This is a genomic window from Nocardioides flavus (ex Wang et al. 2016) (assembly GCF_014653115.1).
Lineage (GTDB): Bacteria > Actinomycetota > Actinomycetes > Propionibacteriales > Nocardioidaceae > Nocardioides > Nocardioides flavus.
In genome coordinates this window covers 1-15,810 of record NZ_BNAD01000018.1, presented here as the reverse complement: position 1 = coordinate 15,810, position 15,810 = coordinate 1, and the positions used below count along the sequence as shown (strand labels likewise).

At 72.5% G+C, this 15,810-nt stretch carries 14 protein-coding genes and 1 rRNA gene; 2 read left to right on the top strand and 13 right to left on the bottom strand.

What is annotated here, in order from left to right; all coding sequences use genetic code 11:
* Positions 1-34: 34 nt before the first annotated feature.
* The 3 genes from xerD to IE200_RS18700 all read right to left on the bottom strand — a co-directional run bounded on the left by xerD (position 35) and on the right by IE200_RS18700 (position 2,796).
* Positions 35-964 (bottom strand): site-specific tyrosine recombinase XerD, encoded by a 930-nt coding sequence (xerD, locus tag IE200_RS18710; protein ID WP_191281011.1) that lies wholly within the window; start codon positions 962-964, stop codon positions 35-37.
* Entirely contained in the window at positions 957-2,072 is a 1,116-nt protein-coding gene (gene ald, locus IE200_RS18705) for an alanine dehydrogenase (protein ID WP_191281010.1), read from the bottom strand. The genes xerD and ald overlap by 8 nt, the downstream gene beginning before the upstream one ends.
* A 79-nt stretch (positions 2,073-2,151) precedes the next feature.
* Complete coding sequence (locus tag IE200_RS18700; protein ID WP_191281009.1) at positions 2,152-2,796, bottom strand: NUDIX domain-containing protein; 645 nt, start codon at positions 2,794-2,796, stop codon at positions 2,152-2,154.
* Positions 2,797-2,841: 45 nt separating this feature from the next.
* Here IE200_RS18700 and pepN point away from each other — a divergent pair, with 45 nt between their 5' ends.
* Positions 2,842-5,289: an aminopeptidase N gene (gene pepN, locus IE200_RS18695; protein WP_191281008.1), complete on the top strand. Its 2,448-nt coding sequence runs from the start codon at positions 2,842-2,844 to the stop codon at positions 5,287-5,289.
* 40 nt (positions 5,290-5,329) lie between these two features.
* Here the strand turns inward: pepN and IE200_RS18690 are convergent, their stop codons facing one another.
* The 8 genes from IE200_RS18690 to IE200_RS18655 are packed head-to-tail and all read right to left on the bottom strand — an operon-like array spanning position 5,330 to position 13,941.
* Positions 5,330-7,024, bottom strand: a complete 1,695-nt coding sequence (locus tag IE200_RS18690; protein ID WP_191281007.1) for a CTP synthase — start codon at positions 7,022-7,024, stop codon at positions 5,330-5,332.
* An 11-nt stretch (positions 7,025-7,035) separates the two neighbouring features.
* Positions 7,036-7,929, bottom strand: coding sequence for a copper transporter (locus IE200_RS18685; RefSeq protein WP_191281006.1), 894 nt, complete (start codon positions 7,927-7,929; stop codon positions 7,036-7,038).
* A complete protein-coding gene (gene steA, locus IE200_RS18680) occupies positions 7,926-9,125 on the bottom strand; it encodes a putative cytokinetic ring protein SteA (protein ID WP_191281005.1) in 1,200 nt (399 codons plus the stop codon). Before steA ends, IE200_RS18685 begins: the two co-directional genes overlap by 4 nt.
* A 15-nt stretch (positions 9,126-9,140) precedes the next feature.
* Positions 9,141-10,967 (bottom strand): DNA repair protein RecN, encoded by a 1,827-nt coding sequence (gene recN / locus IE200_RS18675; RefSeq protein ID WP_308433029.1) that lies wholly within the window; start codon positions 10,965-10,967, stop codon positions 9,141-9,143.
* Positions 10,906-11,871 carry an NAD kinase gene (locus IE200_RS18670; RefSeq protein ID WP_191281004.1) on the bottom strand — a complete coding sequence of 322 codons (966 nt, stop codon included), beginning with the start codon at positions 11,869-11,871 and terminating at the stop codon, positions 10,906-10,908. The genes recN and IE200_RS18670 overlap by 62 nt, the downstream gene beginning before the upstream one ends.
* Positions 11,868-12,707, bottom strand: a complete 840-nt coding sequence (locus tag IE200_RS18665; protein ID WP_191281003.1) for a TlyA family RNA methyltransferase — start codon at positions 12,705-12,707, stop codon at positions 11,868-11,870. Before IE200_RS18665 ends, IE200_RS18670 begins: the two co-directional genes overlap by 4 nt.
* Before the next feature lie 6 nt (positions 12,708-12,713).
* Positions 12,714-12,911, bottom strand: a complete 198-nt coding sequence (locus IE200_RS18660; RefSeq protein WP_191281002.1) for a hypothetical protein — start codon at positions 12,909-12,911, stop codon at positions 12,714-12,716.
* A 10-nt stretch (positions 12,912-12,921) separates the two neighbouring features.
* On the bottom strand, positions 12,922-13,941 hold the full coding sequence (locus IE200_RS18655) for an HAD-IIA family hydrolase (protein WP_191281001.1): 1,020 nt from the start codon (positions 13,939-13,941) through the stop codon (positions 12,922-12,924).
* Positions 13,942-13,989: 48 nt separating this feature from the next.
* Between IE200_RS18655 and IE200_RS18650 the strand changes: the two genes are divergently transcribed.
* On the top strand, positions 13,990-15,108 hold the full coding sequence (locus IE200_RS18650; protein ID WP_191281000.1) for a DUF1015 family protein: 1,119 nt from the start codon (positions 13,990-13,992) through the stop codon (positions 15,106-15,108).
* Here the strand turns inward: IE200_RS18650 and IE200_RS18645 are convergent.
* The gene (locus IE200_RS18645; RefSeq protein ID WP_191280999.1) at positions 15,083-15,481 is read right to left on the bottom strand and encodes a single-stranded DNA-binding protein; all 399 of its coding nucleotides are present in this window, start codon (positions 15,479-15,481) and stop codon (positions 15,083-15,085) included. The genes IE200_RS18650 and IE200_RS18645 overlap by 26 nt on opposite strands.
* Before the next feature lie 209 nt (positions 15,482-15,690).
* Positions 15,691-15,808: ribosomal RNA gene (gene rrf / locus IE200_RS18640) — 5S ribosomal RNA — on the bottom strand.
* Positions 15,809-15,810: the final 2 nt, after the last annotated feature.

Sequence of the window (15,810 nt, the reverse complement as noted above, 5' to 3'; positions counted from 1 at the left end):
GACCACCCGCTGGCAGGTGGAGGTGGGCCGGGGCTCAGTCCCGCGCGCGCGGGTGAGCGGTCGCGAACACCTCGCGCAGGTTGTCGACGGTGACGAGGGTGTAGACCTGCGTCGTCGTCACGGACGCGTGCCCGAGCAGCTCCTGCACCACGCGGACGTCGGCCCCGCCGTCGAGCAGGTGCGTGGCGAAGGAGTGCCGCAGCGTGTGCGGCGACACCGAGGCCGTCACGCCGGCGCGTTCGGCCGCCTTGACCAGCACGGCCCACGCGCTCTGCCGCGAGAGCCTGCCCCCACGGGAGTTGAGGAACATCGCCGGTCCCCCGCGCCCGGCACCGACCAGCTCGGGGCGCGCGCGGGTGAGGTACGCGGCAACCGCGTCGCGCGCGTACCCGCCGACCGGCACCAGGCGCTCCTTGCCGCCCTTGCCGCGCAGCAGGACGGTGCCGTCGACCGCGTCGAGGTCGTCGACGTCGAGACCCACCGCCTCGGAGATGCGGGCGCCCGTGCCGTAGAGCAGCTCCAGCAGGGCGCGGTCGCGCAGCGCCAGCACCGTCTCGGGCGCCCCCGCCGCCTCGAGGATGGCCTCGACGTCGGAGAGCGGGAGCGCCTTCGGCAGCCGCTTGGCCGGGGTCGGCGGCTTCACCGCTGCTGCCGGGTCGGACTGCGCCAGACCGTCGGAGACCGCGAACCGGTGGAAGCCGCGCACCGCGACGACCGTACGAGCGGCCGACGTCGCGCTCAGCGGCGGGTGTCCCTCGCTCCCTTCCCGCAGGCTCACCAGGAACGCGGCCACCGTCGCCTCGGTGACCGCGTCCAGGTCGTCGATCCCCTGGCCGGCCAGGAACTCTTCGTAGCGGCCCAGGTCCCGGGTGTACGAGCTCAGCGTGTTGGCGGCGAGCCCGCGCTCCACCGCGAGGTGGTCGAGGTAGGTCCGGACGGCCCGGCGCACCCCCGGGTCAGCCAAGGACGTCGTCGAGGTGCACCGACTCGATGCCGACGGCCTCGCCGACCGGCGCGTTGGTCAGCCGGCCGTCGTGGGTGTTGAGCCCGAGCGCGAGGCTTCGGTCGTCGCGCAGCGCCTGCTGCCAACCCTTGTCGGCCAGCGCCACCGCGTAGGGCAGGGTCGCGTTGGTCAGGGCGTACGTCGAGGTGTTGGGCACCGCGCCGGGCATGTTGGCCACGCAGTAGAAGACCGAGTCGTGGACCTCGTAGGTGGGGTCGTCGTGGGTCGTGGCGTGGGAGTCCTCGAAGCAGCCGCCCTGGTCGATGGCGATGTCGACGAGCACCGAGCCCGGCTTCATCCGCGAGACCAGCTCGTTGCTCACCAGCTTCGGCGCCGCGGCCCCCGGGATCAGCACCGCGCCGATCACCATGTCGGCCTCCATCACCTGCTGCTCGATCGCCAGCTTGGAGGAGGCAAGGCCGTGGACCCGGTTGTTGTAGCGCCAGAACGACATCCGCAGCTTGTCGAGGTCGGTGTCGAGCAGGGTCACGTCGGCGCCCATGCCGAGCGCGATGTTGGCGGCGTTCTGGCCCGAGACGCCGGCGCCGATGATCACGACCTTGGCGTTGGCCACGCCGCCCACGCCGCCCATGAGGACGCCGCGGCCGCCGTTGGCCTTGAGCAGCGCGTGGGCGCCGACCTGGGGCGCGAGGCAGCCCGCGACCTCGGACATCGGGTAGAGCAGCGGCAGGCCGCCGGACGGGAGCTGGACGGTCTCGTACGCGATCGCGGTGACCTTGCGCTGCATCAGCTCCTCGGTGAGGGGCTTGTCGGCGGCGAGGTGGAGGTAGGTGAAGAGGGTCTGGCCCTCCCGCATCCGCGCGTACTCCTCGGCGACCGGCTCCTTGACCTTGAGGACCATGTCGGCGCTGCCCCACACGTCGTCGGCGGTGTCGAGCATGGTGGCGCCCGCGGCGACGTACTCCTCGTCGGGGATCTGCGAGCCCACGCCGGCGGACTTCTCGACCACGACCTCGTGACCGTGCTGGACCAGCTCGTGCACGCCGATGGGGGTCAGGGCCACGCGGTACTCGCGGTTCTTGACTTCCTTGGGTACGCCGACCTTCATGCCTTGCTCCTCAGGGGTACGGGTGGCCACCACGGTGTGGCTCGCCTCACAGCGGGAGCGAGACTACTCCCGGGAGGCCTCAGGGGGCGTCGAGGGCGCCGCGCTGCTTGAGCACGGCATAGACCAGCACCGCCTGCACCAGCGGCCCCTGCCGGACCCGGCCCTCGAGCACCGCGTCGAGGAGGTCGTCCATCGGCACCCAGAAGCGCTCCATCTCGGCCTCCTCGTGGCGCAGGGCGAAGTCTCCGCGCGAGGCGTGGGACAGCCCGCGCGCCAGGAGGATGTCGTGCACCTCGTCGCTGATCCCGGCACTGCCGTAGGTGCTGAGCAGCGGGCGCCACTCGCTCGCCTCGAGCTCGGCCTCCTCGCGCAGCTCCCGCTTCGCGGTCTCCACCGGGGGCTCGTCGCCGGCGTCGCAGAGCCCGGCGGGAAGCTCGACGAACTCGTGGCCGCTCGTGTGGCGGTACTGGCGCAGGCACATCACCCGCTCGTCGTCGTCCACTGCGAGCACCACGACGGCGCCGGGGTGCTCGAGGCTGATCCGGGTGAACTCCTCGGGGTGTCCCGGTCGCGTGATGCGATCCTCGCGCAGCGCCACCACCCAGTCGTCGCGGTGGAGGTCCCGGCTGGCGACCACCGGCCACGACATCGGGCGGTCGGCGAGCGGCTCGCGAGGAGCTCCGCCTACCTGCACGGAGTGCGGCGCAGCATCGTTGTCCGGCATGCCCAGACGTTAGCGCGGATGGACAGAGTGAGTACGGTCACCTCCATGACGTTGTCGAGCCTCACCAAGTCCGAAGCTGCCGTCCGCTCCGACCTCCTCGAGGTGCAGCGCTACGACATCGCGGTGGACATGACCGGGCTGCTCGAGGGTGACCTCTTCGCCTCGGTCAGCACCATCACCTTCACCTGCTCCGACCCCGGCGCGACGACGTTCGTCGACGTCGCGATGGACGTGCGCCGCGCGACCCTCAACGGGCAGGAGGTCGACGTGTCACTGGTCGAGCACGGGCGCCTCCCGCTGCCTCCGCTGGCCGCCGACAACGTCCTGGTCGTCGAGGCCGCCACCACCAACACCGGTCGCGGCGAGGGCATCCTGCGCACCGTCGACCCCACCGACGGGCTCGTCTACGTGTGGACCAGCCTCGAGCCCGACGAGGCACGCCGCGTGTGGGCCTGCTTCGACCAGCCCGACCTCAAGGCGCCGCACCGCTTCGTGGTGACCGCTCCGTCCGCGTGGGTGGTGACGTCCAACGGCGCCCCCGAGTCGGTCGTCGACGCCGGGACCGGCGCCGCCCGGACCTGGACCTTCCCCGACACCCCGCGCCTCTCGACGTACGTCGTGGTGGTCAATGCCGGCCCGTTCCACGAGGTGCGCCGCCAGCACGACGGCTACGACCTCGGCTTCTACTGCCGCCAGTCGCTGGTACCCGTCCTCGAGCGCGACCTCGACGACATGGTCACCCTGACCCGGCAGGGCCTCGCGTTCTTCGGTGAGCGGTTCGGCTACCCGTTCCCGCAGGAGCGCTACGACCAGGTGTTCGTGCCCAACCTCGGCGGCGCGATGGAGAACTGGGGCTGCGTCACCTACGGCGACGGGCAGCTCTTCCGCACTCCGCCGACCCACGCCCAGCGGGCCGTGCGGGCGGAGTTCATCTTCCACGAGATGGCCCACATGTGGTTCGGCGACCTCGTGACGATGCAGTGGTGGGACGACCTCTGGCTCAACGAGGCCTTCGCCTCCTGGGCGGCCAACTGGGGCATGGCGGGTGCGAGCGAGTTCACCGACCAGTGGGCGACGTTCCTGGCCGTCTCCAAGCGCACCGCCTACGAGATGGACATGAGCCCGGCCCGGCACCCGATCCGCGGTGACGTCCCCGACGTCTCTGCGGCCATGTCCAACTTCGACGCGATCACCTACGTCAAGGGACAGAGCGTCCTGCACCAGCTCGTCGCCTTCATCGGCGAGGACGCGTTCGTGGAGGGCCTGCGTGACTACTTCAGCCGCTACGCGTTCACCAACACGCGACTCGACGACCTCATGGACTGCTACTCCCGCGCGTCCGGTCGCGACCTGTCGGCCTGGACCAAGGCCTGGCTCGACGAGGCGGGCACCGACGTGATCTCGCTGGTCGACGACGAGCTCGTGGTCGAGACCCCCGACGACCAGGAGCCCCGGCCGCACCGCCTCGACATCGCCGTCTTCGACGCCTCTGGCGACGAGCTGGTGGTCGTGGGGCGCTCGTCCCACGAGATCGACGGCCTCAGGACTCCCGTGGACCTTCCTGCCGGCGACCTGCGACTGCTCAACGCCGGCGACCACACCTTCGCCGCGATCAAGCCCGACGCCGTCTCGCTCACCCGGATGCTCGACAGGATCCACCAGCTCGAGGACCCGCTCGACCGAGCGCTGGTGGCCGCCACGGCGGGCCAGCTCCTGCTGCTCGGTGACGTCGCGCCCCGCGACGTCTCGGGCGCCCTCAACCGCGCCCTGTCGTCGGAGACCAGCCCGGCGCTGGTCGAGCCGTTCCTCTCCCAGGCGTTGCAGGTGGCCGACCGGTGGGCTCCGGCCACCGAGTCACCGGAGCTGCTGCGTGGCCTGGCGGACGCGGCGACCCGGTTGGTGGACCTGCCCGACGCCCGGCAGGCAGCGCTCCGCACGCTGGCCGCATCCGCGTCCACCGAGTCCCACTGGGCGACGCTGGAGGCTGCGGCGCAGGAGGCCACCGACCTCGATCTCGCGTGGCGGATGGCGGTGCGACGTTCCGAGCTCGGCGACTACGACGAGGACCGGGTCGCCCGGCTCCTCGAGGCCGACCCCGACCCCGACGCCGGCATGCGACGCCTCGCGGTGCTCGCTGCCCACCCGAGCCTCGCGGCCAAGGAGGAGGTGTGGCGCGCCTTCTTCGTCGACTACTCCGTGCCTGCCAGCCGCGAGACCCTCGTCCTCGGCTCCACCTTCTGGCGCCCCGGCCAGGCCGACCTGCTGGCGCCGTTCACGCACCGCTACCTCGACGAGCTGCACACCCTCAAGGGCGGTCTGCTCAACCAGGGCCTCACGATCCGCGCGATGTACCCGCTCGGTGCCGGGGACGCCGAGTTCCTCGCGGCCGCCGAGACGGCCGCCGAGGACGACAGCCTCATGGCGTACGCCCGCAACCAGCTCCGGTCGAACTCGTTCGTCCTCGGGCGCATCCTGCAGGCCCGCCAGCTCTGACGCAGACCTGCTGGTCGAGGCGACCTCCTCGACCCGGGTCTCAGACCTCGGCGTCCTCGTCCTTGCGGCGCAGCCCCGACTCGTCGATCGGGAACCGCTCCGAGCGCTGCCGCTCGATCGCCGCACCGATGAGACCGGCGAAGAGCGGGTGCGGCCGCGTCGGGCGCGAGCGCAGCTCGGGGTGCGCCTGCGTGGCGACGTAGTAGGGGTGCATGTCCTTGGGCAGCTCGACGAACTCGACCAGGCCGAGCTCGGGGTTGATGCCGGAGAAGACCAGGCCGGCCTGGGCCAGCGTCTCGCGGTAGGCGTCGTTGAACTCGTAGCGGTGCCGGTGGCGCTCCTCCACCGTCGCAGCGCCGTACGCAGCGCGCACGACGCTGCCCTCGAGGAGCTCGGCCTTCTGGAGCCCGAGGCGCATGGTGCCACCCAGGTCGCCGGCGCCGTCGACGAACTTCTTCTGCTCCTCGATCGTGGAGATCACCGGCTCGACCGTGTCGGGGTCGAACTCCGTCGAGCCGGCCTTGGCGAGCCCGGCGACGTTGCGGGCGTACTCGATCACCATGCACTGCAGGCCCAGGCACAGGCCGAGCGTGGGGATGCCGTGGGTGCGGGTGTAGCGCAGCGCCCCGAGCTTGCCCTCGATGCCGCGCACCCCGAAGCCGCCCGGCACGAGCACCGCGTCGACGTCGGCGAGGTGCTTCGCGGCACCGGCCTCGGTCTCGCACTCGTCGGAGGCGACCCAACGGATGTTGACCTTCGCCTCGTGCGCGAAGCCGCCGGCCCTCAGCGCCTCGCTGACCGACAGGTAGGCGTCGGGAAGGTCGATGTACTTGCCGACGAGCGCGACGGTGACCTCCTCCGACGGGTGGTGCACGCGGCGGAGCAGGTCGTCCCACGTCGTCCAGTCGACGTCGCGGAACGGGAGGTCGAGGCGGCGCACCACGTAGGCGTCGAGGCCCTCGCGGTGCAGGACCTTCGGGATGTCGTAGATCGACGGCGCGTCGGCGGCGGTGACGACCGCCTCGTCGTCGACGTCGCACATCAGCGCGATCTTGCGCTTGATCCCCTCGGGCAGCTCGCGGTCCGCGCGGCACACGATCGCGTCGGGCTGGATGCCGATGGAGCGCAGGGCGGCCACGGAGTGCTGCGTCGGCTTGGTCTTCAGCTCACCCGAGGGCCCGATGTAGGGCACGAGGGAGACGTGGATGAAGAAGCAGTTGTCGCGCCCGATCTCGTGGCGCGTCTGCCGCGCGGCCTCGAGGAACGGCAGCGACTCGATGTCGCCCACCGTGCCGCCGACCTCGGTGATCACCACGTCGATGTCCGGGCCGCCCATCGCGAGGATCCGGTCCTTGATCTCGTTGGTGATGTGCGGGATCACCTGGACGGTGTCGCCGAGGTAGTCGCCGCGGCGCTCCTTGGCGATGACCGTGGAGTAGACCTGCCCGGTCGTCACGTTGGCGATCTGGTTGAGGTCGGTGTCGAGGAACCGCTCGTAGTGACCGATGTCGAGGTCCGTCTCCGCACCGTCGTTGGTCACGAAGACCTCGCCGTGCTGGAAGGGGTTCATCGTGCCCGGATCGACGTTGAGGTACGGATCCAGCTTCTGCATCGTGACGCGCAGTCCGCGCGCCTTCAACAGGTTGCCCAGACTGGAGGCGGTGAGCCCCTTGCCGAGGGAGGAGGCGACGCCTCCGGTCACGAATACGTGCTTGGTCGGCGTACGGCTCTTCACGGGCTTCGATCCTACCCGAGCGGGAGCGGTCCGTCCGCACCCGACGCACCGAACGCACCACCGCGGGTCGTCAGCGAGCGCTGGAGGGTGAGGATCGTCGCCACGCGCCCGGCGACGGTGTCGATGCCGTCGAGGCTCGCCACCTCGGCCGCGGCGGGGTCGGCGCGGAACCGTCCGAGCTGGCCGGCGTCCCCGTCGGCGGTGGTCCCGGCGAGCACGACTCCGACGGACTGGGCGGCCAGTCCCTTCGCCAGCCCGGCCAGGATGGCGTCGGAGCCGTCGTCGCGGGCGTCGGTCCCGAGCACCAGCAGGACCAGTGGAGCACGCTGGGCGACCCCGTCAGGGGCCGCCATCAGGCCGGCGCCGCTGACGGCGTCGACGATCGCGCGTGCCTTGCCGTTGACCTCCTGGCCCTCGGCCTCACGGGACGCCACCGCGAGCCCCAGCAGCGCGCCGATCCGGTCGTACGTCGAGGCGTCCGCGGCGACGTCGCCCTCGGCCTGCTGGGTCAGCAGCTGGCTGCCGAGGGTGTCGACGAGCGACTTCTGGCTCGGGTCGACGAGGTCCTCGCCCAGGTCGTAGCGCGCGCTCACGGTGCCGCCGGCCGCTGCCACCTGCTCCCCGAGCGCGGTGACGACCTGCTCGTCGGCGCCGGGCAGCGTCATGAGTGCGACCGAGCGCTCGGCCAGCCGACCGCCCACGGTGCCGGGCCCGAGGGCGGTGACGACGCTCTCGGTGTAGTCGGTGCGAGCGCGGTCCTCGACCGGCTCCGGTTCGTCCTCCTTGCCGGCCGTGGCGACGGTCTGACCCACGTCGGACAGCGGGCCGCCGCCGAGGACGATCCCGGCCGCGAGGGCGAGGAAGACCGCGACGATGGTGAGCAGGTGGTGGCGCAGGGTGATCACGGGAGGATTCCTCGTACGTTGTCGAGCAGGTCGGACGTGTTGCTCGTGAGGGTCGGGGACAGCTCGTCCACCCACTGCTGGCCCACCGGGGTCACGCTGACGGCCGCCGTGAGCGCCAGCACACCTGCGGCGAGCGCTGCGGCGAGGTGCCGGGGGCGGACGGCCCCGTCGTAGAGCCGCGGCAGGGCCGCGGCGTCGACGAGGTCGGGCCCGAGCTTGAGCCGGGTGAGGAACGTGCTGGCCAGGCCGGGGCGGCGGCGGTCGAGGAACTCGTCGAGGGTGGCGTGCATCCCCACCCCCACGACCAGGGACGCCTCGCTGGCCGAGGCCAGCAGGAGGGCAGCGTCCTCGGTGGTCGCGGTGGTCTCGAAGCGCAGCGGCCGGATGCCGAGGCGCTCGAACGGCTCGGTGACGGCACGGGGAGCGCCCCGCTCGACCAGCACGACGACGTCACGGGCCTTGCGCAGGACGGCGGCGGGCGGCAGGTCGTCGGCTCCGCCGGTCACCACGACCACGTCCGGGCGGTGCCCGGCGCTGACGAGTGCGTCCGCGCCCCGGTCCACTCCGATGAGGACCGGACGCTGCTCGCGGACGAAGGGACGGATGCCACGCAGCTCCGACTCCCACCCGTGTGATCGGACGGTCACCACGACCGCACGACCGGCCATCTCGGTCGCCGTCCTGGGCACGCCGCGTCCGTGCAGCAGCAGGTCCTCCTCGCGTCGGAGGAACTCGGTGCTGTTGTGGGTGAAGCTCTCGAGCTGCGCCACCAGGCCCGCGCGCGCCCGGTCCATCTCGGCACGCACCAGGACGGGCGTCAGCTCACGCGCCGACGCGACCAGCGTGTCCCCGGCGTGCACCTCTCCCCCGTCGATCCGGACCGTGACGCCGTCCCTCAGCCGCTCGAAGACCTCCGGGCCTGCGTCGTCGACCACCGTCACGCCGGCGCCGACCAGCAGCTCGGGCCCGAGGTTGGGGTAGCGCCCGGAGATCATCGGCCCGGCGTTGACCACCGCCACGACTCCGGCGTCGACCAGCGCCTGGGCGGTCGCCCGGTCCATGTCGAGGTGGTCGAGCACCGCGACGTCACCCTCGCGCAGGCGTCCGAGCGCGCCGGCCGTACGTCGGTGGACCCGGGCTGTGCCGTGCACGCCGGGAAGGGCAGGGGCTGAGCGGGAGCGGACTGCGAACTTCATGACCGCGCCATGGTGTCAGCCGCGACGCCGCCCCTCGGGGAGGCACGCCCGCTCGGGCGCGGCGGTCTCCAGCAGCTCGCGGGCGTGGGCACGAGCGGTGTCGGAGTCGTCGATGCCGGCCAGCATCCGGGAGAGCTCGCGCTCGCGGTCCTCCTCGGCGAGGGACACCAGGCCCGACGTGGTGACCGACCCGTCGCTGGACTTGTGCACCACCACGTGCCGGTCGGCGTACGCCGCGACCTGCGGCAGGTGCGTGACGACCAGCACCTGCGAGGTGCGCGCGAGCGCGGCCAGCCGACGGCCGACCTCGATGGCAGCCTTGCCGCCGACCCCGGCGTCGACCTCGTCGAAGACGAAGGTCGGCACGGAGCCGGTCTCGGCGAGGGACACCTCGAGCGCCAGCATCACCCGCGAGAGCTCACCCCCGGACGCGCCCTTGTGCAGCGGCCGGGCGTCGGCACCGGAGTTGGCGGCGAGCAGGAACTCGACGTCGTCGACACCGTGCACGCTCGCCCGCAGCCAGCGACCGTCGACCAGCAGCTGCGGGCCGGCGGGCGTCTCGGGTGCCGGGGTCTCCTGCTGCCGCACGGCGATCGTGACGGTGGCGTGGGGCATCGCGAGGGACGTGAGCTCGTCGCTCACGGCGGTCCCGAGCCGCCGGGCGGCTTCGGTCCGCTGCGCGCTCAGGGTGCTCGCGAGGCGTCCCAGCTCCGCGCGGAGGCGGTCGCGGCGCTCCTCGAGCTCGCTGATCCGGCCGTCGGTGTCCTCGAGGTCGAGCAGCCGCTTGGCGCCGTCCTGGGCCCAGGCCAGGACCTCGTCGATGGTCTCGCCGTACTTGCGGGTCAGCGCCGTCAGCGCGGCCCGGCGCTCGGAGACGGCGGCGAGTCGTGCGGGATCGGTGTCGAGCGACGCGGCGTAGGACGCGACGTCCCCTGCCACGTCGACGAGGAGGTGGCCCAGCTCGGCAAGACGGTCGGCGAGCTCTCCGGCCGCCGCATCGTGGTCGCGCACGCCCTCCAGCGCCTGTCGCGCCGCGCTCGTGGTCGCCATCGCATCGACGGCCCCGTCCTCGCTGGAGAGCGCCTCGCGCGCCGTCTCGGCCGCGGTGCGCAGCGTGTCGGCGAAGCCCAGGCGCGTCTCCTCCGCGGCGAGCTCGGCGTCCTCCCCCGGCCTCGGGTCCACGGCCTCGACCTCACCGAGGCCGAAGCGGAGCTGGTCGGCCTCGCGCGCTCGCTCGCGCGCGGAACCGACGACCTCGACCAGGGTGCGTTCGGTGGCCACGAGCTCGGCCCACGCCTCGGCGTACGTCGCGGCGGTGGCGGCCAACGGGTCACCCCCGAAGCGGTCGAGCGACGCGCGCTGGGCACCCGGCCTGAGGAGGCGGTGCTGGTCGGACTGGCCGTGCACGGCCACCAGCGGCTCGGCGACCTCGGCCAGCGTGGTCACCGGTACGGCGGCGCCGCCCACCCAGGCCCGCGACCGGCCCTGGGCCGCCACGTTGCGCGCCAGCACGACCTGGCCGTCCTCGACCTCGCCCCCGGACTCCTCGACGGCCTCCCGGAAGCCGGGGAGCGACCCGCTCGCGACGACACCCTCGACGCGCGCCTGCCTGGCGCCGGAGCGTACGGCGCCCGAGTCACCGCGACCGCCCAGCAGCAGGCCGAGCGCCGTCACGACCATCGTCTTGCCGGCGCCGGTCTCGCCGGTGATCACCGTCAGCCCAGGGCCGAGCTCCAGCGTGGAGGACTCGATCACGCCCAGGTGGCTGATCCGCAGCTCCTCAAGCATCCCGCTCGCCGCCGTCCGCGTCAGCGCCGTCGCGACGGCGGCGCTCGGAGGCACCCCGCCACCCCTCGACCGGCAGGTCGAACTTCGCCACCAGGCGATCGGTGAAGGGAGCCTGGTGCAGTCGCACCAGCCGCACCGGACGCGCGCCGCGCCGGACCTCGATGCGGGCCCCGGGCGGCAGGTCGACCGTACGGCGACCGTCGCACCACAGGACCCCGGAGCCCTCGGTGTTGGCGAGCACCTCCACGGCGAGCACCGACGTCGGCGCCACCACCATGGGCCGCGCGAACAGGGCATGGGCGCTCAGCGGCACCATCAGCAGCGCCTCCACCTCGGGCCAGACCACCGGGCCGCCGGCACTGAAGTTGTAGGCGGTCGAGCCCGTCGGCGTCGCGCACACCACGCCGTCGCACCCCCACCGCGACAGTGGGCGATCGTCGACCTCGACGACCACCTCGAGCATCCGCTCGCGGGCGGCCTTCTCGACACTGGCCTCGTTGAGGGCGAAGGTCGAGAAGAGGACCTCCTTGCCCACCATGACGCGCACGTCGAGGGTGAGTCGGTCCTCGGCGGTGTAGTCGCGCCGGACGATGGCGGCGATCGTGGACTCCACGTCCTCCTGCTCGGCCTCGGCGAGGAACCCGACATGGCCGAGGTTGACCCCCAGCAGGGGCGTGCTCGTCTCGTGGGTCAGCTCGGCGGCGCGGAGGATCGAGCCGTCGCCGCCGATGACCAGCACCAGCTCGCAGCCCTCGCCCGGCACGTGGTCCGCGAGGGTCGTCTCGACGAGCCCGTCGGCGTCCTCCAGTCCCAGGTCCGCGGCCTCGTCAGCCAACAGCCGTACGCCGATGCCGTGCGCGGTCAGGCTCTGGACGCAGGCCCGCGCGACCTCGCGGACCTCGGCACGGCCGGTGTGCGCCAGCACCAGCACTCGGCGCGCGGGGCTCTCGTTGCTCACGGATCCACCCTCTCACCCGCCACCCCCAGCGCCTGGGTGCGCTCCACCTCGGCACGGATCTCACCGGCTCCGATCGAGGCAGGACCGCGGCGCAGCAGCAGGAAGAACTCGACGTTCCCGGACGGCCCGGGGAGCGGGCTGACGGTCACCGCGACCGCACCCCACCCACGCTCTGCGGCCAGGTCGGCGATGGTGGTGACGGCCTCGGCGCGCAGGTCGAGGTCGCGCACGACGCCTCCCTTGCCGACCCGGTCCTTGCCCACCTCGAACTGTGGCTTGACCATGAGGGCGAGCTCGCCGTCCGGACGGGTGACCGCCAGCAGCGGGTCGAGGACCAGCGCGAGCGAGATGAACGAGAGGTCACCCACCACGAGGTCGACCGGCTCGCCGATGACGTCGAGGGTGAGCTCGCGGATGTTGGTGCGGTCGTGGACGTCCACGCGCTCGTCGCTCTGCAGCGACCATGCGAGCTGCCCGTAGCCGACGTCGACGGCGACGACCTCGCGGGCACCCGCACGCAGCAGCACGTCGGTGAAGCCCCCTGTCGAGGCGCCGGCATCGAGGCAGCGCTTGCCCTGCACGGTGAGGCCGTGGGCGGCGAAGGCGGCCAGCGCGCCGGCGAGCTTGTGTCCGCCACGGGAGACGTAGTCCACCCTCGAGGGGTCGTCCTTCACCACGATGGCCACGTCAGTGGTCACACCGGTCGCCGGCTTGGTCGCGCGGACGCCGGACACCGTCACGCGACCTGCGGCCACCAGCTCGCTGGCGTGCTCGCGTGAGCGGGCCAGGCCGCGTCGGACGAGCTCCTGGTCCAGGCGAAGTCGTCTGGGGGGCACGGTCGCTCAGGCGTCCCGGTCGTCGCTCGTCGGGCTGGCCTGGGCCACCGGCTGGGCGTCGAGGGCACGGCGCAGCTGGTCGTGGGCACGCTCGAAGACCTGGACGTGCGCGGCCACCGGCGTGTCCGTCAGGCCGGCCACCTCGGCCAGCACGCGGTCGACGGCCTCGACGCCGGTCGACTCGTCGGCGGACACCTCGCTCATGGGCGCGAGCCTACTCGGCGCCGAGCTGCCGGACGGGTCCGGGCGGCGTCGTGTCGGAGACGTCCGCCACCTCCCCCGACGCGTCGAGGTGGAGCCAGCAGGCGGTGGCCGCGACGCGCCACCAGTCCGCGTCGCTCCCCTGTCCCGACACGTCGAGGCGCCCGGCGACGACCTGGGCGGTCCATCCCCCGAGCTCGGCCCTCGCGCCGTCCACCGCGGGTGCCGCGTGCGGCTCGAACAGACCCTCGAGGGTCGGCGAGATGTAGGTCGGACGGAGCCGGCGCGTGGCGGCCGCGAGCTCCTCCAGCCACGTCACCCCGGTGAGCACCAGGAGGGACGGCGCGGAGATGGCGTGCGCGCCCTCGATGTCGGTGTCGAGGCGGTCCCCCACCATGATCGGGCGGTCACCCCCGACTCGCAGCACGGTCTCCTCCATCAGTGGCTTCTCGGGCTTGCCGGCGACCGTAGCCTCGACCCCGGCGAAGCCGGTGATCGTGCGCACGAGGACGCCGTGGCCCGGCGCAAGCCCGTACGGCGTCGGGATGGTGAGGTCCGCGTTGCTGGCGACGTAGGGCAGCCCGTCCCTGACCAGCGTCGAGACCCGCATGATGTCGCGCCAGCGGACGTCGGGCCCGTAGCCACTGGCCACGGCGACCGCAGAGCTGGGGTCGTCCGTCGGCTCGAGTCCGGCCTCGACCAGCGCGACCTCGAGGCCCTCACCGCCGAGGAGCAGGACGCGGGCTCCCTCGCCGTGGGCCTCCACGAGCAGTCGCGCCGCCGCCTGTGCCGAGGTGACGACGTCCGCGGATTGCGCTGCGACGCCGACTCCGGACAGCTTCGCGGCCACCTGCGCGGGTGTGCGCGACGCGTTGTTGGTCACGAAGGCGACGTGCCGCCCGCTCGCCCGTACGCGGTCGATGCGCTCAGCGACGCCTGCGATCGCCTCTCCGCCGACGTAGACCACACCGTCGAGGTCGAACATGACCAGGTCGTGCGCCTCGACGACGGGCGCCGTGGACTCCTCGAGCATGCTGAACCCCTCTCCGGATCGTGACGTTCGTCCCCCTACGATGCTCCGATGGACTCCGCCACCATCGTGCCCCCCTACGTGGCGAAGCCCCTCGAGCTCCTGCCCTTCCGGGCACTCATGCTCGCGCCGGGACGCGTCGGGGACCCGGCCTCCGCGCGAGCACTGGCGCGACCCTACCGCGACGTCGCGGACCGGCTCACCGAGTGGATCGCGCGCGGACGAGCGGTCGCCGACACTGCTCCTGCGCTCTACCTCCACGAGTACACGTCCGGTGGCCTCACCGTCCGCGGTCTGGTCGGAGCCCTCCGCGTGTCCCGACGCGCCGCGGCACCCACGGAGCGAGCGGTGTGGCCGCACGAAGCGATCCATCCGGAGCAAGCCGGGGAGCTGGCCGACCGGATGGCGCAGATGTCGCTCAACCCGGCCCCGATCCTGCTCGTCCACCACGGCCCCGAACGCCTGCGCGAGGTCATCACCGCGATCGCCGAGGGCACGCCCGACTGGCGCTACCTCGACCGGGCGGGACAGCGCCAGCGGATCTGGGCGATCCGCGACGCCGAGCAGCTGGCCCGCGTGAGCGCCCTGCTGGCCACCTCGCGTTGCCTCATCGCCGACGGCCACCATCGGTACGCCGCCTACCTCCGCCTGCAGGAGCAGCACCCCGGCACGGCGTGGGACGCCGGCCTCGCGATGCTCGTCGACCAGTACGACACTCCGTTGTTCCTGGGCGCCATCCACCGCACGTTGCCTGGTGCCGACCTCCCTGCGCTGGTCGGGGCTGCTCGCACCACCGGCGCCGACGTCGCCCGACACGACCGCGTCCGCGCACTCGGTGCCCTCGACAGCACCCACCTCGTGCTGACCGACCGAACCGACTGGTACACGGTGGGACCGGGCGACCTGGACCATCAGGCCGCCGTGTCATGGCTGCACGAGCAGGTCCTCACCCGCCTCGCCGACCCACCGAAGCGGGTCGACTACCACCACAGCGTCGACGACGCGCTCGCGGCCGCCTCTGACAGCACCCCAGCCGTGCTCCTGCCGAGCCCGGACTTCAAGCAGGTCCGGGCGATCGTCGAGTCCGGCGGGCTCCTGCCCGAGAAGGCCACGTCCTTCCAGCCGAAGCCGAGCCTGGGCGTCCTCATGCGGCCGATGAACGACGCATGATCCGCGCCGACGACGCCTCCACCTCGACGCGCGAGCGCGTTGTTCCGCCCGCTTGGTAGAAGCGGCAGCGCACCACGCCCGCCACCTCAACGAGGTCTCCAGGCCGCCAGGTGCCGATCCCGCGCCGCAGCCGCGGAGCCCAGGCCGTGCAGGGGATCGAGTCGACCCGACGCCGGGGAGTCCCTCGGGATCCGCTGGTCGGCGCCGGCGTCGGGACCGATACCCGGAACGTCACCAGCACGTCACCGCTCGGCAGCTCGACCGTCTCCGGCAGAGCGCTCAACCGGCCGACGAGGCGGACCTCGTTGACGACGTCGTCGGTGGTCGTGTCCCCGAGCTCCGCCTGTGCACCCGTCTTCTGTGTCTTCGTCACAGTTCACCTCCTGTGACCTACCCTCCCGGCCGTCAGCGACATTCGACAGGTCAGCGCTCGTGGCCTGGGGAGAAGTCGCCCCAGCAGGAGGCTGTGGACGGTACGTGGTGCACGCCCGAGATCCCGCGGCACGCGAGAGCCGGGCCGCGGCAGCTTCCGGGCATGCAAAAGCGGGACCACCCGAAGGTGGCCCCGCTCTCACAATGTTTGTCCGGCGGCGTCCTACTCTCCCACAACCTCTCGGTTGCAGTACCATCGGCGCTGAAAGGCTTAACTTCCGGGTTCGGTATGGGACCGGGTGTTTCCCGTTTCGCTATGGCCGCCGTAAC